Annotated in this window: 11 protein-coding genes, 3 tRNA genes, 2 rRNA genes and 1 pseudogene (1 of these 17 only partly in view); 8 read left to right on the forward strand and 9 right to left on the reverse strand. The window is 58.0% G+C overall.

Going from position 1 to position 20,107, the window contains the following annotated elements:
• The first annotated feature begins 39 nt into the window (after nucleotides 1-39).
• From AC0V6X_RS10365 to AC0V6X_RS10390, 6 genes are all read left to right on the forward strand, one after another.
• On the forward strand, nucleotides 40-405 hold the full coding sequence (locus AC0V6X_RS10365) for a response regulator (RefSeq protein ID WP_486184472.1): 366 nt from the start codon (nucleotides 40-42) through the stop codon (nucleotides 403-405).
• Nucleotides 402-1,592 (forward strand): chemotaxis-specific protein-glutamate methyltransferase CheB, encoded by a 1,191-nt coding sequence (cheB, locus tag AC0V6X_RS10370; protein WP_486184473.1) that lies wholly within the window; start codon nucleotides 402-404, stop codon nucleotides 1,590-1,592. The genes AC0V6X_RS10365 and cheB overlap by 4 nt, the downstream gene beginning before the upstream one ends.
• 6 nt (nucleotides 1,593-1,598) lie before the next feature.
• Nucleotides 1,599-2,474, forward strand: a complete 876-nt coding sequence (locus tag AC0V6X_RS10375) for a CheR family methyltransferase (RefSeq protein WP_486184474.1) — start codon at nucleotides 1,599-1,601, stop codon at nucleotides 2,472-2,474.
• A 194-nt stretch (nucleotides 2,475-2,668) separates the two neighbouring features.
• Nucleotides 2,669-4,204 carry a putative bifunctional diguanylate cyclase/phosphodiesterase gene (locus AC0V6X_RS10380; protein WP_486184475.1) on the forward strand — a complete coding sequence of 512 codons (1,536 nt, stop codon included), beginning with the start codon at nucleotides 2,669-2,671 and terminating at the stop codon, nucleotides 4,202-4,204.
• A complete protein-coding gene (locus tag AC0V6X_RS10385; protein ID WP_486184476.1) occupies nucleotides 4,201-5,994 on the forward strand; it encodes a methyl-accepting chemotaxis protein in 1,794 nt (597 codons plus the stop codon). Before AC0V6X_RS10380 ends, AC0V6X_RS10385 begins: the two co-directional genes overlap by 4 nt.
• 103 nt (nucleotides 5,995-6,097) lie before the next feature.
• The gene (locus tag AC0V6X_RS10390) at nucleotides 6,098-6,793 is read left to right on the forward strand and encodes a hypothetical protein (protein WP_486184477.1); all 696 of its coding nucleotides are present in this window, start codon (nucleotides 6,098-6,100) and stop codon (nucleotides 6,791-6,793) included.
• Between the two features lie 22 nt (nucleotides 6,794-6,815).
• Here AC0V6X_RS10390 and AC0V6X_RS10395 read toward each other — a convergent pair whose 3' ends face one another.
• Nucleotides 6,816-8,657, reverse strand: coding sequence for a DEAD/DEAH box helicase (locus tag AC0V6X_RS10395; protein ID WP_486184478.1), 1,842 nt, complete (start codon nucleotides 8,655-8,657; stop codon nucleotides 6,816-6,818).
• 404 nt (nucleotides 8,658-9,061) lie between these two features.
• On the opposite strand from AC0V6X_RS10395, the gene AC0V6X_RS10400 reads away from it, so the two are divergent.
• Nucleotides 9,062-9,274 carry a cold-shock protein gene (locus AC0V6X_RS10400; RefSeq protein WP_486184479.1) on the forward strand — a complete coding sequence of 71 codons (213 nt, stop codon included), beginning with the start codon at nucleotides 9,062-9,064 and terminating at the stop codon, nucleotides 9,272-9,274.
• A 93-nt stretch (nucleotides 9,275-9,367) separates the two neighbouring features.
• Nucleotides 9,368-9,589 (forward strand): hypothetical protein, encoded by a 222-nt coding sequence (locus AC0V6X_RS10405; protein ID WP_486184480.1) that lies wholly within the window; start codon nucleotides 9,368-9,370, stop codon nucleotides 9,587-9,589.
• A gap of 147 nt (nucleotides 9,590-9,736) precedes the next feature.
• Here AC0V6X_RS10405 and AC0V6X_RS10410 read toward each other — a convergent pair whose 3' ends face one another.
• From AC0V6X_RS10410 to AC0V6X_RS10445, 8 genes and pseudogenes are all read right to left on the reverse strand, one after another.
• Nucleotides 9,737-10,765, reverse strand: coding sequence for a phytase (locus tag AC0V6X_RS10410; protein ID WP_486184481.1), 1,029 nt, complete (start codon nucleotides 10,763-10,765; stop codon nucleotides 9,737-9,739).
• 16 nt (nucleotides 10,766-10,781) lie between these two features.
• Nucleotides 10,782-13,610: a TonB-dependent receptor gene (locus AC0V6X_RS10415; protein ID WP_486184482.1), complete on the reverse strand. Its 2,829-nt coding sequence runs from the start codon at nucleotides 13,608-13,610 to the stop codon at nucleotides 10,782-10,784.
• 203 nt (nucleotides 13,611-13,813) lie between these two features.
• A pseudogene (locus AC0V6X_RS10420) lies at nucleotides 13,814-16,121 on the reverse strand (TonB-dependent receptor).
• A gap of 349 nt (nucleotides 16,122-16,470) precedes the next feature.
• Nucleotides 16,471-16,547, reverse strand: a tRNA-Met gene (locus AC0V6X_RS10425).
• A 132-nt stretch (nucleotides 16,548-16,679) separates the two neighbouring features.
• A 5S ribosomal RNA gene (gene rrf, locus AC0V6X_RS10430) occupies nucleotides 16,680-16,794 on the reverse strand.
• A gap of 146 nt (nucleotides 16,795-16,940) precedes the next feature.
• Nucleotides 16,941-19,730: ribosomal RNA gene (locus AC0V6X_RS10435) — 23S ribosomal RNA — on the reverse strand.
• Nucleotides 19,731-19,993: 263 nt separating this feature from the next.
• A tRNA-Ala gene (locus AC0V6X_RS10440) sits at nucleotides 19,994-20,069 on the reverse strand.
• 11 nt (nucleotides 20,070-20,080) lie between these two features.
• Nucleotides 20,081-20,107 (reverse strand) — tRNA-Ile (locus tag AC0V6X_RS10445) (it continues 50 nt past the right edge of the window).

A 20,107-nucleotide genomic window follows, 5' to 3' on the forward strand; every position in this document is an offset into this window, starting at 1 on the left:
TGGGGCTAAATTTTGCGCTTCTAGAGCCAAGGATGCTGCATGAAAAACTGTCTTGTCGTTGATGATTCTCGCGTGATCCGAAAGGTTTCAAGGCACATCCTTGAAACGCTTGGCTTTTCTGTAGAAGAAGCGGAAAATGGCCAGCAGGGTCTGGATGCGTGCGACGCAAACATGCCCGATGTCGTTCTGCTCGACTGGAACATGCCGGTCATGACGGGCATCGAATTCATCACTCAGCTGCGCAAACGCCCCGGCGGGGACAAGCCCAAGGTGGTCTTCTGCACCACTGAGAATGATGTAGCCCATATCCGCGAAGCAATCAGCGCGGGCGCGGACGAGTATGTCATGAAGCCCTTCGACCACGAAACCTTGCAGATCAAACTGCAGCTGGTGGGCTTTTCGTGAACGCCAACACTCCCCCTGCCTCGCGACTGTTGCGCAAGGCCAGGCCTCTAGAGCCCGAGCCGAGCGAGACCACTTCCCCGAATAGCTCCGACAGCTTCATCCGGGTTATGATTGTCGACGACTCGCTGACTGTGCGCACGATTTTTCGGCGCATGGTCGAAAGCGATGGAGCCATGGAAGTCGCCGCCACCGCCAGCAGCGGAGAGCGGGCCATTGCTCAACTGAAATCCACACCGATTGATGTCGTTCTGCTCGACCTAGAGATGCCCGGCATTGGCGGACTGGCCGCGCTGCCCTCGATCCTTGAGGCACGCGAAGGCGTCCAGGTTCTCGTCGTTTCCTCACTCACTGATGAGGGCGCAGAGGCGACATTGGAAGCGCTTTCAACCGGGGCGGCTGACACCATGCTCAAGCCGCGACCGGGCGGTTTTAATGAAGACTATCGCAGCCAGTTGCTGGGTAAGATCCGCGCGCTCGGCGGTGGGTCTGATCAGCAGGACAACGGCCAAACAGATGCGAGCAAGGCTGGGATGCCGGCAAAGGCTCCCAAGACCGTTTCGCCAACGCAAAAGCCTGATGTGATCGCCATTGGCGCGTCGACCGGGGGCATTCATGCGCTCAACCTGATGCTGCGCGCTTTCACGCCTGAGCTCACCCAGCCGATCCTGATCACGCAGCACTTGCCCGCCTCGTTCATTCCGGTCTTTGCCCGGCAGGTTGAAGCGGCCAGTGGCAGGCCGACGCATATCGCTGACGAAGGGACGGAAATCCGCGCGGGCGAGATCGCGATTGCGACCGGACATGGCCATATGGCAGTGCGCCGTATTGGCGATCATCTTATCACGCGCACTGTCGCCAAACCCGCACCCAGCGGCTGTCTTCCATCGGTCGACCCGATGCTTTCAAGCCTTGCCGAGGTCTGCGAGGGCCGAGTGCTCGCCATCATCCTTTCCGGCATGGGCCGCGATGGCTTTGTTGGCGCTGAAGACATCGTAAAGGCAGGCGGAACGGTCTGGGCGCAGAACGCGGAAACCTCTGCCGTCTGGGGAATGCCGGGCGCTGTAACCAAAGCAGGCCTTGCTCGCTACACCGCCTCGCCAGAGGCTTTGGGCGCGGCGGTGATGGCGCAATGCACGGGTCTTGCCGGAGAGACGTCAAGCGCTCGCGTGCGGACCAAGGCCGATTGATCGGTCATGGAAGTAAGTCAGGCCTCTTACCAGATCATCGCCGACCTACTGGCAGCGCATACCGGACAGCATTTAACCGAGAACCGCCGCTGGCGGATCGGCAGCGCATTGGCAGGCGTGTTCCGCGAAAACGGGATCACCAATGTCGACCAGTTGGTATGCCTGCTCGAAGAGCCGCGTCGCCGCGTCAATGACAATCAGCTCGCCACTCAAGTGGTTGAGGCCCTGCTCAATAACGAGACCTATTTCTTCCGCGATAAGCCGACCTTCGATCAGCTGCCGATGAGCATCCTGCCCGAACTCGCCAAGCGGCGTGCATCGGCCAAGCGCCTGTCGATCTGGTGCGCGGGCTGTTCAACCGGACAAGAGGTCCACAGCCTCGCTATGCTGTTCGAAGAGCAGCAAGAGGCGTGGCAAGGATGGACCATCGACATTCTTGGGACCGACATCTCGCACCGCGCCATCGGAGCCGCACGCGGCGGGCTCTACAGCCAGTTTGAGGTTCAGCGGGGGCTAGGCGTTGCGCAGATGCTGCGTCACTTTGATGAGACACCCGGCGGTTGGCAAATCCGAGACCACGTTCGCAAGATCACCCGTTTCCAGCAACACAACGTTCTCAGCGAACCGCCTGCGAGGGCTCGCTTTGACCTTGTCCTATGTCGCAATGTCCTGCTTTATTTTGATCCAGTGAACCGCAGCAAGGCGTTTGAGCGAATAGCAAGTGCGCTGGTCTCCGACGGAATCTTAATGCTGGGCGCCGGGGAGACCGTTGTGGGTCAGACCCAGGCATTTGCGCCCTATGCGAAGTATATGAGTATGTATGAGCGCTCTGAGAAAAGCGCCTTAAGTTCAATCCCCTCGCCCATTTTAGCGACGTTTTGACGCTGAATTTATGGCCAAATTCTTGGCTGCCCCCCAGCATAAACGACATGCTCCAATTTACCCTTCATTAGCCGTTGCTGTTTAGCAAATGGCCGGACTGGAATTGCCGGTTTGAAACTATCCGCATGGCCGGCGGCTTCGCCAGCAAATCACCGAAGGATCCAAGAGTGCCAAGAGCGAGAAAACCATTCCGCTTGACCCCACTGGGTCTTGTTATGGTGCCGCTCGCCATTTTGAGCCTTGTCTTTGCTCTGATCGCGTTGGCAGTCATCGCCAGCGACCGGATCGCCTTTGTCTCTCCCAATGCGCTGCTTATCGCCGGAATTCTCCTCTACGCCGCCACCCTATTCCTGCTGAGCCGCAGCGGGATCGCCAATCTGCGCGAGTTGGAGAGCGTTGGCGCGCTGGATGCTCTCAGCCGACTTCCCAACCGCAGCACGCTGCACAATGATGTCGATGCGGTCGCACCGACCGGCGAAGAAGTGGCCGTCGCACTGGTCGATCTCGACGGGTTCAAGGAGGTCAACGACCATTTTGGCCACGCAATTGGTGATCAGTTGATCCACACTGCGGCGCAGATGTTGCAGGACATCTGCGGCAATGAAGCGCGCTGCTATCGCCTGGGCGGAGACGAATTTGCAGCGGTCATGCATGGCCGGGTTGCGGGCACGATCCTGGAAGGGATGTGCCGTAGCTTCGTTGACCAGCTTAAGGCCCCAATCGCCGTCGCAGGCCGCGAGATTACCATCGGCGCAAGCATTGGCCTCGCCCGCTCCACCACAGACAATCGCCTTGCTTCATCCGAGCTGCTGCGCCGTGCCGACGTCGCTATGTCCTTGTCAAAGCGTGGCGGCAAAATGCGCTGCACTTGGTTTAACGAGAGCTTTGATCAGCGCCGCGAAGCTGTTCGCGAGTTGGAAGACGAAATGCGCGTCGGCCTGACCGAAGGCGAGTTTGAGCTTGCCTATCAGCCATTGGTTGAAGCCGGCGAAGATGCCTCAGGCGGTCGGATCGTCGCGGTTGAAGCGCTGCTGCGCTGGAATCGCCGTGATGGCCGTAAGGTTGGCCCGAATGTGTTTATCCCAGTGGCTGAGGATTCAGGGATCATCAATCCGATCGGCCTGTGGGTCCTGCGCGAGGCCGTCTCCAACGCCTTGCGCTGGCCTGGTATCACTCTGTCGGTCAACATCTCGGCCGCTCAACTGCGTAACCCGGAGTTCCCGATCAAGCTGGGCGAAATCCTGGAAGACACAGGCTTCCCTCCCGAACGGCTTGAGCTGGAAGTGACTGAAACCTGTCTCGTGCTAGACCCATTGGTCGCCGAGCGCAGCTTGGATGTAATCCGCAAATTTGGTGTTCGGATCAGCCTTGATGATTTCGGCACTGGCTATGCCTCAATCGGTTTCCTGCGCCAGTTCCGATTTGAGAAGCTGAAGCTTGATCGCAGTCTGGTCGTTCAGGCGGGCGAGGACGATGGCAGCCGCGCAATGATGCTCTCCAGCATTGCAGTGGCCCGCGCTCTCAATATGGGGGTGACCGCCGAAGGTGTTGAGACCACGGAGCAAGCCGACATGGTTCGCCTGGCGGGTGCCGATCAGATTCAGGGCTGGCTCTATTACAAGGCGCTTCCTGCTAGCGAAATTGACGCGCTGATCCGCGCCCAAGACGAGGGAGCAATTCCAGCTCTCTCACACGACCAGAAATCCAAAGGAACGGGGCAAGCCGCATGAGCGCTCTTCAAGAAATCGCCATTGACCTGGATGCTGAACGCGCCGGAGAGCTTGGTCAGGCAGACTATGCGAGCGACGGCCGCGCTGGCGCACTTGGATCATGGTTTGCAGGGCTTTCCATCGGCCGCAAGATCACTTGGTTCTTCGGTTTCAACCTCGCCTTTGCGCTGATAGCAGGCCTCGCGATCATCCTCGCATTCATGCAACTGAGTGAGCGTGCTGAGAACATCGACACAACGCATGACCTAGCAATCGAAGCTGAACAGCTGGTCCATGACCTTTCCGAAGCGCAGCGCCATACAGAGGTCCTGACGCTCGCTGACGATACAGCGCGAGCCGCGATGGCTCTGACGAGCTTGGGCGATGCTGAGGCAAAGTTGGGCGCACTTGGCGATGGCAATACTGCGCAAATCGCTCAGCTGAGCGGACAGATCGAAGCCGTGGATTCCAGCATCACCAACTGGCGCAGCCAACTGGAAGCGTATGAGAACGATGATGTCTCAAACCCAAATATGAATGAAGCGGCCAGCGCCGCCCTGGCATCAGCGCAGGAGCTTGCAAGCTCTGTCGAAGCGCAGGCTGATCAGGTGTCAAACGCTGGCGCTGAACTCGTTTCGACAATGCTGCTCGCATGGATAGCTATTGCCGGCATTCTCACTGTGCTGACCTTGATCGCGCAGCGTTACTTCGACCGCTCGGTTGGCGGGTCAATCCAGACTCTCTCTGAACAGATGGGGCGCCTCGCCAATGGCGAGAAGGACATCGAAATTCATGGCCGCGAACGTCGAGACGAAATTGGTGAGATCGCCCGCGCAATGGGCATCTTCCATCGCGCCGCCTTGCGGCTTGAGCATCTCAGCCTCGAACGATCTGAAAAGGCAAGAGCCGATCTGGAAGCCCAGGCCCGCGAACAAGTGCGCCAGGAAGAAGAACGGTTGGAGCGCGAACGCGCCTTGCGTAACATCGCAGACCAGTTCGAACGGACCGTCGGCGATGTGGTCAATGGTGTCGCCAGTGCGTCGAGCCAATTGCAAGCCACATCAACCATGATGGCGGCCAGCGCGAGCCAGGCCTCTGATCGCACCAGCGAGGTCGCGACCTCTATGGCTGAAGCCAATTCGGGCGCCACGGCAGCTGCCGCCGCGTCGGACGAATTTGCCATGTCGATTGGCGAGATCAGCCGCCAGGCTGCTTCTTCAGCGGAACTGGCCCGCAAGGCCACCACCTCCGCCAATGAAGCGGATGAGACCATCTCCGCTTTGGCTGAGTCGGCTGAGCAAGTCGGGCAGATTGTCGAGCTGATCCAGACCATCGCCCAGCGCACCAACCTGCTCGCACTCAACGCCTCCATCGAAGCAGCGCGGGGCGGGGAATCAGGACGCGGATTTGCCGTGGTTGCGAGCGAGGTCAAGGAGCTCGCCATGCAAACCAGTCGCGCGACTGAAAAGGTCGGAGAACAAATCCGCGCGATGCAGGAAACGACCGGCGCCAGCGTCAGCGCGTTGCGCTCAATCGTCAGCGAAGTGGCTGAGCTTGAAAGCACGGCGGTCTCCATCGCCAGCGCGGTCGACCAGCAATCGGTCGCGGGGCAGGACTTGGCACGCAGCATTGATCTTGCCGCGCGAGGCACTGAACAGGTCTCCAACCACATTAAGGAAGTGAGCGAGCTGTCCGTCTCAACCGGCTCCGCTGCGAGCCAGGTCCTGGAAAGCTCCACCGCGCTGGAAGAGCAAGCCTCGATCTTGCGCGTGCAGGTCGATCAATTCCTGCTGACCGTGCGCGGCAACTGATCCTCAGCTAAGCTACGACGCAGATGCAGCCTCCCGCGAATAAGGGCAGGGGCTTCGGCGTTTTGGCTCGACAACAGCCCGCGCATGATTCAGGCTCCATAGGATGAAGAGCATTGCCAATGATCGAAAGCTGGTCTGGCCCGCAGCGGCGTGGCTTTCCGTGGTGGTCACTGGTTTTGCGCTTCCGATTACCGCCATCCTGTCCGGATCGACGACATTGGGAGCACCAGTCGAAGCCCACTGGGGGCCAGTCTTCGCGATCGGCCTGATGGGCGCGGGTATCATTGGCGCAGCCGCTTCGCAGCGCTTTTCAATCGGCCTGCTGATCGCTTTGGGTGCTGGCTTGGTCATCGGCCTTATTGGATCCTGGCAAAGTTGGCCGAGTGACGCCAGCCACGCAGCTGTCGGCGCGGCCATTGTCATTGCTAGCATCAGCTTTGCTGCACGCGGCGCGCTATTTGCTGTCAGCGCGGAGGGACGAGGCTGGTTGATCGGATTGGCCGTCGTCTTGGGTGAGGCCGCCATCATCGCCACTTCGGCAATCGAGCCCGGTTCGATCCCGCAATGGCTGTTGGTCCTCTTGCCTGCCCAATGGGCAAGCACCGCGATCCAATCGACATTAGCAGGCAGCCTTACGCCGCCTGCCATCGCGTCGTTGGCAGCGCTCGCAGGAACGGCTGCGGGCACTGCACTGGTGGCAAAGCTGTGGCCGCGGCGTTGGCCCTACTTGATCATGGCCAGCACGTGGCTCTCATTCTCTGCCGTGGTTTGGTATGTCACCACGAGCCAAGGCACTTGAGCTTTAAGCCCAGATCACGGGTCTAACCCGGCCTCTTCCCGCTTGGTTTGCCTTTTCCATAGCCCCCGCCCTTCGCTTTGCGGTCCCGCTTAGGCTTTGGTTTGCCTGGAAGAGGTTTATCGCCGCCCTTGCGCCCGCCTTCATTCCAATCGCGTTTGGATGTGGCATGTGGTTTGCCATCTTTCCCTTTGCGGAACGGTTTTGCGTGAACCTTGGGTTTGGCGTGCTTGCGATTGTTGCGCGCTTCGATCCGAGGGCCGTCCGCTGATTCCTCAATGGAAATGGCGTCCTGCTCATCATCGGCAGCGGCGGTCCGCTGTATAGTCTCAGCAAATTTGGGCGCGATTGCTCTTGGCACCTGGAACCAGCTTTCCTGCTGACCGATGCGAATGGCACCGATCTCATTTCGCGTGATGTGCCCGCGGCGACAGATCAGCGGCAAGAGCCAGCGCGGCTCGGCATTTTGTCGGCGGCCAATCCCGATTTTGAACCAGACCACGTCTTCAAAGCCGGGCCGATGCCGCTCCGCCTTGGCTTTCTCGCGAGCCTCTGGCGTGTTGGCCAGCAGCTCTTCGGGTTGCGGCATTTTGGCCCGGTGCGCCTGGACCAGCGCAGCGGCAATGTCTTGGGCTGGCATGCGCTCCATCAACTCAGCCGCAATGGCCCGGTCGTCATCTTCGTAGTCAGCCGGAGTGGTAAGCTTCTCCATCAAGCGCATGTGATCCTTTTTGCGGATCGCCTCCGGCGTAGGCGCGCCAAGCCAGTCGGCCTTGATCTTTGCCCCGCGCAGCATGCTTTCGACGCGCTTGCGCCGATTATAGGGCACGATGATCGCTGCAGTGCCCTTCTTGCCTGCGCGTCCGGTTCGGCCCGAGCGGTGCTGAAGCGTTTCAGCATCACGCGGCGTGTCGACATGGATCACCAGGCTCAAAGTCGGCAGATCAATGCCGCGCGCAGCGACATCAGTGGCTACACAGACCCGCGCCCGGCGATCGCGCATAGCTTGGAGCGCCTGATTGCGCTCCGATTGAGAATGCTCACCAGAAAGGGCGACAACGCCAAAGCCGCGATTTTGCAGTGTCGCGTGAAGCCGCCGAACGGCGTCACGCGTGGCGCAGAAGCAAATGGCAGATTCCGCCTCATGAAACCGCAGAAGATTGACCACCGCATTCTCAATCTCGGACGGCCCGACGGTGATCGCCTGATAGGCAATGTCGCCGTGACCACGGTCTTGACCTGCCAAAGACAACCGCAAAGCATCGGACTGATACCTTTCAGCAAGCCGCACGATGGCACGCGGCATGGTGGCGGAGAACAGCAAAGTACGTCGCGTGTCGGGCGTCGCATCGAGGATTTCTTCAAGGTCGTCCCTGAACCCCATGTCGAGCATCTCGTCCGCTTCATCGAGAACCACACCAACCAAGGTGGAGAGGTCAAGAGAACCGCGTTCAAGGTGGTCCCGCAACCGCCCTGGTGTCCCCACCACAATTGCCGGCCCTGAACGCAAGGCGCGACGTTCCTTGCTTGCATCCATGCCGCCAACGCATGTCGCGATACGAAGGCCAGCTTTGGCATAGAGCCAGCCTAGCTCTCGACTGACCTGCATAGCCAATTCACGGGTGGGCGCGATGACTAGGACCAATGGCCGCTCCGTCAGCGGCGTGCCGCGAATATTGCTGAGCAATTCCTCGGCCAGGGCGATCCCAAACGCCACGGTCTTGCCGGACCCGGTTTGAGCCGAAACGATGAGATCTTTGCCCACGGCGTCATCGCCGATCACGGCTGCCTGGACTGGAGTGAGGCCTTCATAGCCTCGATCGCTGAATGCCTCGGCCAGGGGCTGAGGAAGATTTTCAAATGACATGAATGTTCGCTTGGGTGACTGCACAAGGGAATTGCGCGGAATGATCAGGGCAAGAGACTGGCGCGTACCCTGCACTTGGCTCAAGCGGGCGACGACCGAATGCGGGTGCGCCCGCGCAGGCCCATAGCCCGAAAATCTCGGTTTGGCTTGCGGTATTTTGCAGGTGCGAAATGGTCTGCTGTTTAGGGTCAGGACCCTTGATGACTATATTGTTGCGTATCCCCGTGCTATAGATGCATCGCTGACGTCGAACAATGCGACGGACTTCGGCTTTTGACGACCGCTGCTTGCCACTTGTGGCCCTGCGCAAACCAGACGACGACTTCCTTTCATCAGACGATTTGATGCACGACCGTTCCGCGCGTTGCGGATCGGCAAACGATGTGTTCTTGAAAGGAACCAACATGAGTAAGATCGGAACTGTAAAGTTCTTCAATGACGACAAAGGCTATGGCTTTATTCAACCGGAAGACGGTTCTGCCGACAGCTTTGTCCATATCAGCGCCGTGCAGGCTGCAGGTATGCAAACGCTCCAGAAGGAGCAGCGCCTCAACTACGAAGTCGAGACCGGTCGGAACGGAAAAGAAAGCGCAGTGAACCTGTCTGCTGCCGACTAACCGACCCGCAATCGTTCCTCCCGCGCGCTTCTGCGACCCGGCGCGCGGGAGGGGCATTTACATTGCAACCCAGCCGCATTTGAAAGGTAACTCATGAGCCAGTCATTCGAATTCTATGATGCCCGCGCCCAAGAAGCGGCGCGAGAGGCCGAGGAAGCGACCTTGGACAATGTTCGCGAGCGCAACCTGCGTGCGGAGAAGACATGGCGCGGTTTGGCCGAACAGGCGCTCAGAGTGAAAGCAGATCGCGAGAAAGCTGACCGCGAGCGTATCGCACGCAAGGAAGCTGCGGCTCTTGAGGTTTCTGCAGACTAGTTTTGCGGCAGCTCTGGTGACATCACCGCCTGAGAGCAACCTGCTGGTTTGAACCGCAGACCCTCACAAAACTGACCGACCGACCACGATCCGATTGCGGGCGTTCGCGTTCCAAGCGCGGCTCTTTTGCCCCGTGGCTCCTCAACGTCACTCCTCAATCGCATTTAGCTTTGCGAGTATCTCATTCCAGCGCACCAGCTTGAAGTTCTGCGCGTTGGGCGGGTTAATTCCATCTTGCGCAATAAACAGGCCTTCGGGAAATTCCGGCCCAAATGGGCGCGGGTCTAGCTCAATCCCATCAGTTTCTTCGACGGAGCCGAAAGCGCCTCTACCGATGCGGAACCGGCCAAGCGGGGTCAACTCAGGCAGGCGATAGACCGCATAGGCGTTGTCCCCCTGCGAGGAGGCTACGAGGTATCCGCCGTCCTCACCATCGGGAGCGAGCGCCAGTCCTTCGACATCGGCGACAAGCATCCCGGTTCCGGTTGGAGCGACGAGCGTTTTGCGGCCACTCCCCATATCGATCGCCCAAATTCCTGCGGCTTCCTCACCAATATAGAGCGTGCCAGTACGCGCATCGACGACGCAACCTTCGGGTTGGCTGGCGACGGTGGTGAGAGTGGATTGGACGGTCTTCTCGCTCTCCAGACTGACCACGGTTGAGTAGATGAAGCCTTCCTTCGGCGCGCTGAAGACCTGCACTTCGCCATTGTCACTAGGAGGAGCCATGCAGATGCCATAGCCTTCGCCCGGTCCCACTGCGCGCCTGCCGACAAAGCTCAGTTCTCCCGTCTGGGTGTTTAGAAGCGACAAGTGGATATGAGCGGTCACGAGGTCGCTGCGGTCACTCGCCGCGACCAGCACGCGTCCATCTGCGAACTCGACCAGATCGACATTGTTCAGCCCCGCGCCTTCCAGAAAGCTCAGCTGCTCGCCCAGAAGGTTGTAGACGTGGAGGCCCGCCTTCTTGTCGGTCCCGACAATGAGGCTGCGCGACGGGTCATCGGCATTGCGCCAGATCGCCGGATCGTCCGCCGCGTCTTCATTGACGGTGCCGACGGGCACGGTCTCGGCCGAAGCCATGACCGTAACAGCGGGATCACCGCTCGGGATCGTGGCGCACGCAGCTGCGACCCCGAGGGTGATGAGCGAGAAGGCGTGAAAGCGCTTCAGCATTTACGTAGGCTCCCGATCAGAAGGTCAGCCGAAGGCCGCCCTTCATGGTCCAACTATATTCCTCAAACTGGAGGATGTTCTGCCGCCCGCCCAGATTGTTGAAGGCGAAGAACTCCGCATCGTTGATGTTCACCCATTCGTAAAAGACCTGGACGTTGTCGGTCACCTTGTAGCGCGCTGAAAAATCGAGCTGGAAGTGGTTGTCAACGAAGCGATCAAAGTCCGGTCCATCACCGTTGACCTCGTCGAGATAGCCATCGCGATAGGTGCCTGCGAGACGCAGTGAGAGGCCGTCATTCTCATAACCCAGCACGCCGTTGAACGTGTGGCGTGAGGCGGCTGGCAGGTCGATCTCGCGGAAGGTTGGCGTATCGGTGATCACGCCGATCTCGCCATCGGTGATGAGGCCGCTAGCGTCGGTGAAGGTGTAGTTCGCCTGGATAAGCAGCCCATCAAACGGACCCGGCAGGAAGTCGAGCTGCTGGTAGAAGCCCAGCTCAAACCCGAACACTTCCGCGCTTGGCCCATTGATGAAGGTCAGCGCCTCCTCGAAGTCGACGCCCTGAAATGTGCCCGGACTGTCGAGCACCACTTCGGTGATGTAATTGTCGATGTCCTTGTAGAAGACGCCCGCCGTGATCGCGCCGTTGGAGGACATGTAATATTCGACCGTCGCATCGAGGTTCCATGCTTCGAACGGTTGCAGATCGGGATTGCCAATTACGGCCTCCTGATCCTCATCAATCTCGAACCGCGGCGCGAGTTGGGCAAGGCCCGGACGCACGATGGAGCGGTATCCGGCGAGGCGCATGACCAGATCGGGCTGCGGGTTGAAGCGGATGTTCAGGCTGGGCAGCCAGTGGTCGTAATCCCGCTCAAAAGAGCGCGAATTGATCAGCACGGTGTCGTCCGCCGCAATAGTCATATCCGGTAGTTCCTGCCCGGCTTCAAAGATATTGACCTGATTGCCCGTCAGAACCGTACTGGTGTCCTCATACCGCACCCCGCCGATGATCAGCCATTCATCGCTTTCCCAGCGTCCCATGAGGTAGCCTGCAATGATATCTTCTTCCGCGAGGTAATCTTCGTTCGCGCTGTCGACAGTTGAGTCGATCTCCTGAAACTCGAAGGTTCCCTGATTGGCGAAGAAGAAGTCGCTCGCTTCGGTCAGCCCCGCGACCGGAGAGATGTCGGTGATGCGATAGGTCTGCCCTAGCCCCTGCACGTCAGCGAGGGTGAAGTCGTCGCGCTCATAAAACTCGACCGTGCGGTTGAAGCTCTTGTCGCGCCAGCGGCCCTTGAAACCGCCCTGGATGCGGAAAGTGCCGCCATCAGTGAAGACGTCGTAGCCGAGATCAAACTGGGCAGCATATTCCTCGTCTTCGGCATCGGAGAGAGCGGTCAGTTCGACCTCATCCAGCGCATAAGAGGCCGGATCGAAGAAATCGGCATTGCCGGCCACGGTGAAGAGCGGGCGGCGTAGGTCGGAAAAGTCGAAGGTGGTGACAAGACCGGAATCTTCGAATTCTCCGAGAAGAATCGTGGGGTCGACCGATCCGGATTCGAGCTCGGAAGACTTGGCCCAGCTGACCGAATATTCGGCATCGAACGCGCCAAAGTCGCTTTCCCCGCCGAAGACGATGGTCCGAATGCGCTGGCGTTCAAAGCGGTCCTTGATGTCGCGCTCGACCTCGATCACCGCTCCTGTGTCGTCAAACACAGGGCCGACGCTGGTGCCGGAGACATTGGCATCGCCCAGAGCGAAGATCGTGCGACGGCGGAATTCCTGATCGTCGAATTGGCTCCATGTGCCGCGCAGGTAAAGCTCTGTGTGATCCTCGACGCGAGCATCAAAGCCCAGTGTCGCGCTGATCCGTTCGCGCTCTACGTCGTAGTCGCGATACTGGACTTCCTCTGCGTAAAGGAGGTTACCGTCTTGCAACCAGTCATCGGCTTCGATGTTGTCGGTTTCAAACTCGCGGTTGTAATAGGCGATGCCAGCGGAGATGCCGAAATTGTCGGTCAGACGAATAGCCGTATCGGCGCTGACATCCGGGGTTAGCTCGCCAGAGAGGTCATTATAGCTGCCGCCGAGCTTCAATACATAAAGGTCCTCGCTGCGGTCAAAGGCGCTGGTCGTGTTGATCTCAATCGAAGCGCCGATTGTATCGCCGTCCATATCCGGGGTGAGCGATTTTTTAACTTCGATGCTTTCAATGATCTCAGACGAAACCACGTCGAGTGCCACGGCGCGGATATCGCTTTCGGGCGCAGGCACCCGCACGCCGTTCAAAGACGTCGCGTTGAGGTTGGGGTCAAGCCCGCGCACCGCTACAAAACGACCTTCACCCTGGTCGTTCAAGACATTGATACCGGGCAGTCGGCGCAGGCTCTCAGCAACATTCTGGTCAGGAAACTGACCGATAGAATCGCGGGTGAGGACGTCGGAGACGACATCGGAGGCACGCTTGCGCGAAAGGGCAGAGGCTTGGCTCGCGCTTTGGCCGATAACGAGGATATTCGACCCCGACTGACCCATGGCAAAGTTTCGCACCACTGCCCCATCGGTCGGCACAGCGACGGTGAAGGTCACCGGCTCAGCCCCGACATAGCGCGCGGTGATGGTGTAGCTGCCGGCAGGCACATCCTCGAAAGAGTAGGAACCATCGCGCGAAGTGGCGGTGCGTCGGCCCAGCTCCTCCATCGTCACCTCGGCGGCCTGAAGGCTCTCATTGGCGGAAGCATCAGCAACGATACCGCGCACTTCTCCAGCGATGGCGGGTGAGGCGATTGTGGCGGCAAGAGCGCCTGCGGCCACGGTCGAAATCAAACGAAAACGCGTCATTGGGTCTTCCCCTTCTTGCCGGCTGCCTGATTTGCCGGTTCTCGAAGGTGCACTAGGCGCAGCGTCTTACACGCAAGCGTCGGGAGCATAACCGAACGCTTACAATCCCAAGCAATTGCGTGACGGAATTGTCAAAAAAAGACCCGCCGAACCGAATGGTTCGACGGGCCAATTGCCGAGGAGAGGTCGGCGTTTTTGCGGTGTCAGTCGCCGAAGCGGGCTGTCACCTGAATGCCATAAAAGCGTGGCTCGGCTGGAATAAAGGTCGGAATGCCAAAGGCGCCGCCGGTATTGCCTGCGTCGAGCAAATAGTCCTCATCGAAGGCGTTGCGGATGAAGCCGGCAATCTCATACCGTTCATCGGCGAAGCTGATCCCGGCGCGGGCATTGACCAGCGTGACACCTTCCTGACTAATCAGGTCGCTATTGGGGACTTCGAAGAAGATCCGGCTGCGATAGGTGACGCTGGGCGTTGCGAAGAAGCGCAGGCCGCTGTCTGTCTCATAGTCGATGGTGAAGCCGCCCGAGGCCTGGAATTCGGGTTGCAAACGGAAGCGCGCACCGGAAAACGCCGGCGAGAACGCGCCGTCTTCATCGATGCCGCCATCAATATAGCCGAAATTGGCGAACAGCTGGAACCAGTCGGTCGCCTCCAATGCGATCTCCCCTTCGACGCCGAGGTTGCTGGCTGAGCCCGCGCTTTGAGTGATGAAGGTACCGACCGGACCATCGGGATCCTGGACCGAGACCTGAAAGTCATCATAGACTTGATAGTACACGCCAAGCGATGCCGATATCGGCCCGCTGGCGATCTTGATCCCGCCTTCATAGTTCCACACCGTTTCCTCCGAAACGATGTCGAGGTCAGGCACGACATTGCCCGCTCCATCCAGCGTGCCGCCCAGATTGACCACAGGCGAGCGACGTCCCTTCGACACGGTGGCAAAGACGTTCACATCGTCGCTGATCCGGAACAACGCGTTGAAGCGGGACAGGAACGCTCCGAAAGTCTCATCGGCGGTGAAGGTTTGGCCGTTCGTGTCGAGGAAGCCGGGGATCAGCGGCGCGCCTGACAACACGGCATCGGGCGAGACCGAGATAAAGCCGGATTGACGGTACTCATCGGTCACACGGACACCCACGGTCAGCTCCAACGCGTCCGTGGCGAACCATGTGAGGTCGCCGAACAGCGAGTAGGCCTCATTGCGGCCCTGGTTTTCAAATCGGGCGGCATAGGGGATGAAGTCGGTCGCACCGCCTGTGGCGAGCCCCGTCACTGCAGTGGCAGGTACACTCCCATCAGCCGCAACGCACGGGATGCCTGGGATAAGCGGCGCGCCAAAAAGGCGAGGTCAAGCATTGCAGGTAGAGGCCCTCTTCGGTCGCGAAAGGCACATCCTGCGCACCCTCTTCGATGAAGACGTTCCAGCCCATGCTCGCGCGCAAATTGCTGCTTGAGTATGTGAAGCGGCCTTCGTGGCTCACTTGCCAGCCATCGGCGATCTCAGCGAATTCGAGGAACGGTGCGGCGGTGCCGTCAGCATCGAACACTTCAGCGCTGTCGAACTGGCGATAACCATTGACCGTAGTGAATGTCCAATCGTCAGCGAACTGGTATTCGGCAGTGAGGTTCAAGTCATAGACTTCGCGGTTTAGGCCGAGTTGATCGTCACCCAGCGCGGCTGCCCCTTCGGGAAAACCGCCGAGATTGGCGTCCTCAAACGCGTTTGCCTGACCGCCCGGCGCACCTGCGAAGGCCGGGAACGTTCCCGAGATGAACGGCGTGCCGCCATTACGCTGCTGGTCATAGGTGCCGACAAGATCGAGCGTGAAGTCAGCGCTGGGCGTGTAACGGACTGAGGCCCGCACACCGAGCTGGTCCTGCGCATAGAGCTCTTCTTCCTGATTGGCGCTGAGATTTTCGACGAAGCCATCGCGAGAGCGGTAGTCGAACGCGACGCGAGCGGCGAACACATCGGAGCCGGCGTTCAAGTGTCCCGCAAGCAGCGTCTGGTCGAAATTGCCGTAGCCGCCGGTAAGTTCAGCCGAGAAGCCAGCGCGCGGGCGGGCCGAGACGAGGCTGATCGCGCCAACGGCTGAAGCGGTGCCGAACAAGGTCGCCTGCGGGCCTTTGATGACCTCAACCCGCTCCAGATCGTAGATAGCCTGATAGGACCCACGCGAACGGGAGATATCGACCCCATTGTAATAGAGCGTAACCCGCGGGCCTTGCTGGGAAGAACCACTGTCCGAGGTGATTCCGCGAATAACGACGCCGGGATTGTTGGCGCTCTGCTCCTGGATCAACAAGCCGGGAATGTAGTTGGACAGCTCATCCAGATCGGTCACGCCAAGATCCTCGATCCGTTCTCCGTTGAGGGCGGAGATCGTGATCGGAACGTCCTGTGCGCGTTGCTCCACCTTTTGAGCAGTAACGATGATGGTGTTGCCGGACTGCTCTGTGTCCTCCTCAGCCATGGCCTGAGAGGGAATGACGACAGCCGATGTCATGAGAAGCGAGCGAATTAGGATTTTTGTCACTTTGGTGCCCTTGATCTGCGGAGAGGTAGGGCGCTAGGTAAAGCGGCGGGATGACATCATCGCGGCCATCTGGTTTCAGTCCAACGGCATTCTTGCAGTTGTGTGTCTTGGGAGGACTAGGGCGCCTGCCCTTTAGCGTGATCACGGGAGCGTGCCGATCGGCAGAGCAACAGCACGCACCGATGCCAGCGATGAGCGAATTGTCTCGCCCAAAACTGACAGGCCCTGCCTGCGACATTCCAACAGCGTTGAACCCAAACGACAAAAGGCCCCGCTGCGAACAGCGAGGCCTTTTGTCATGGGTTTTCAATTCTATGCTTGGTTGCGGGAGTTGGATTTGAACCAACGACCTTCAGGTTATGAGCCTGACGAGCTACCGGACTGCTCCATCCCGCGCTACCTAGCTTGGCCGTCTAGAGGGACGATATCCCTAGAGACGCCAAAAGGGCTAACCGTATCGGTATAGCCCTTTGACTGTGAATGGGTTCTAGCCTGTTTCTCTTACGAGACGCTTCCACAAGCTGCAATGCCTGGCGGCGACCTACTCTTCCGTGCCTTAAGACACAGTACCATCGGCGCTATCTGGTTTCACGGCCGAGTTCGAGATGGGATCGGGTGGGTCACAGACGCTATGACCACCAAGCAATGAAGCTTGTGGAGGCGGGCTTAAATCGATGCACACTTCATGGGAGAAGTGGTCTTGTTACTATGTAGGCGTATCTGGCTGGAGAATTCCTCCACCGCAGACGGACCAGCCATAAGGCAGGCCTGTCATTGACAGTGCGAACTCTCAAGCGCGAATAAAACATTAGTACCAGTTAGCTCCACGCATTACTGCGCTTCCACACCTGGCCTATCAGCGTCATGGTCTATGACGGTTCTAAAATACCTAATCTCAAGGGAGGCTTCCCGCTTAGATGCTTTCAGCGGTTATCCCGTCCATACATAGCTACCCAGCGGCACCCTTGGCAGGATGACTGGTACACCAGAGGTATGTTCACCCCGGTCCTCTCGTACTAGGGGCAACTCCTTTCAAGTATCGACGCCCACGGCAGATAGGGACCAAACTGTCTCGCGACGTTCTGAACCCAGCTCACGTACCACTTTAATTGGCGAACAGCCAAACCCTTGGGACCTGCTCCAGCCCCAGGATGTGATGAGCCGACATCGAGGTGCCAAACACTGCCGTCGATATGAGCTCTTGGGCAGTATCAGCCTGTTATCCCCGGCGTACCTTTTATCCGTTGAGCGATGGCCCTTCCACGAGGGACCACCGGATCACTATGACCGACTTTCGTCTCTGCTCGACCTGTCGGTCTCGCAGTCAGGCATGCTTATGCCATTGCACTCTCGCAGCCGGTTTCCAACCGGCCTGAGCATACCATCGCGCGCCTCCGTTACTCTTTAGGAGGCGACCGCCCCAGTCAAACTACCCGCCATAGAGGGTCCCTGATCCGGATAACGGATTTAGGTTAGACATCAGAAAACAACAGGGTGGTATTTCACAGGTTGGCTCCACTCGGACTGGCGCCCAAGTTTCAAAGCCTCCCACCTATTCTACACAGTTCTTTCCTAATGCCACTCTAAAGCTGCAGTAAAGGTGCACGGGGTCTTTCCGTCTAACCGCGGGTACTCCGCATCTTCACGGAGAATTCAATTTCGCTGAGCATATCCTGGAGACAGTGGGGAAGTCGTTACGCCATTCGTGCAGGTCGGAACTTACCCGACAAGGAATTTCGCTACCTTAGGACCGTTATAGTTACGGCCGCCGTTTACTTGGGCTTCAATTCGGAGCTTGCACTCCTCCTCTTAACCTTCAAGCACCGGGCAGGCGTCAGACCCTATACGTCGTCTTGAAGCCGACTTAGCAGAGTCCTGTGTTTTTGATAAACAGTCGCTACCCCCTGGCCTGTGCCCCCCACCAAAAGTTGCCTTCTGATGGGGCCTCCTTCTTCCGAAGGTACGGAGGCAATTTGCCGAGTTCCTTCAGGATACTTCTCTCAAGCGCCTTGGTATACTCTACCTGACCACCTGTGTCGGTTTCGGGTACGGTCTATATGAAGAGGCTATTTCCAGGAACAACTTGGCAGCATGCCCAATCCAATAAGGACACACTACTTCCGCCATCCGTCACACATCTTCAGGCTCACGAATATTTACGTGATTCCCATCGACTACCCCCTTCGGGCTCGTCTTAGGGGCCGGCTAACCCTGCTCTGATTAGCATTGAACAGGAACCCTTGGTCTTTCGGCGAGAGGGCATCTCACCCTCTTTATCGCTACTCATGTCAGCATTCTCACTTCTGATATCTCCACCGTCGGTTACCCTTCGGCTTCATCAACTTACAGAACGCTCCGCTACCGCTGCAGTAAACTGCAACCCTAAGCTTCGGTGAATACCTTTAGTCCCGTTACATCTTCGCCGCAGGAACCCTTATTTAGACCAGTGAGCTGTTACGCTTTCTTTAAAGGATGGCTGCTTCTAAGCCAACCTCCTGGTTGTTTTGGGATTCCCACATGCTTTCGCACTTAGGTATTACTTGGGGACCTTAGCTGTAGGTTAGGGCTGTTTCCCTTTTGACGACGGACCTTAGCACCCGCCGTCTGTCTGCCAGACTAGACTCATTGGTATTCGGAGTTTGGTTAGGTTTGGTACCGCTCGCGCAGCCCTAGCCCATCCAGTGCTCTACCCCCAATGGCAAAAATCTGACGCTCTACCTCAATAGATTTCGCGGAGAACCAGCTATTTCCCGGCTTGATTGGCCTTTCACCCCTAAACACAAGTCATCCGAGCATTTTTCAACATGCAACGGTTCGGTCCTCCAGTGCGTGTTACCGCACCTTCAACCTGCTCATGCCTAGATCGCCGGGGTTCGGGTCTAATCCAACATACTCAGTCGCCCTATTCAGACTCGCTTTCGCTTCGCCTACACCTAACGGCTTAAGCTTGCATGCTAGATTAAGTCACTGACCCATTATGCAAGAGGTACGCTGTCACCCCCTATGGGGCTCCAACTGCTTGTAAGCATCCGGTTTCAGGTACTGTTTCACTCCCCTAATCGGGGTGCTTTTCACCTTTCCCTCACGGTACTGTGTTCGCTATCGGTCATGTACGAGTATTTAGGCTTGGAGGGTGGTCCCCCCATGTTCAGACAGAATTTCACGTGTTCCGCCCTACTCAAGTCCTTTTCAATCGTTTTCGCATACGGGACTATCACCCACTATGGTCTCACTTTCCAGAGAGTTCTGCTAATTTATGAAAAGGCACTGGCCTGGTCCCGGTTCGCTCGCCACTACTACGGGAATCTCGGTTGATGTCTTTTCCTCCGGGTACTGAGATGTTTCAGTTCCCCGGGTTCGCTTCACCAAAGCTATATATTCACTAAGGTGATACCTTATCCACCTCTCTCAAAAGCCCTTCGAAAAGGGACAATGAAAGAAATGGTGAAGGTGGGTTTCCCCATTCGGAAATCGCCGGATCAAAGGTTGCATACCTCCCCGACGCTTATCGCATTTTGCCACGTCCTTCGTCGCCTGTACATGCCAAGGCATCCACCAAATGCTCTTACCTCACGCTTGAGAATCCACACCATCAACGACAGGCCTGCATAAAAGCCTGGAGTCTTAAGATGGCGCGGAGGAATTATCTCAGCCAGATAATCAATTTGATTGATTTGTGATGCATAGATCGAACGTTTGACGGGTCGGCTAGACCCATATGTCAAACAGTCTATGCGCCACGGCATCGATTTAAAAACCCATTCACAATGTCAAATGCTCGGCGCCAATGCGCCTACTTGCTCGAAAGCAAGATCTCTTTCTTTTCAAACAATCGGAATACCTGGTGGAGCCTATCGGGATCGAACCGATGACCCCCTGCTTGCAAAGCAGGTGCTCTCCCAGCTGAGCTAAGGCCCCTAAAGGTAAAATGGTGGGCCTGAGAAGATTTGAACTTC

The sequence above is a fragment of the Erythrobacter sp. S267 genome, from assembly GCF_057365045.1.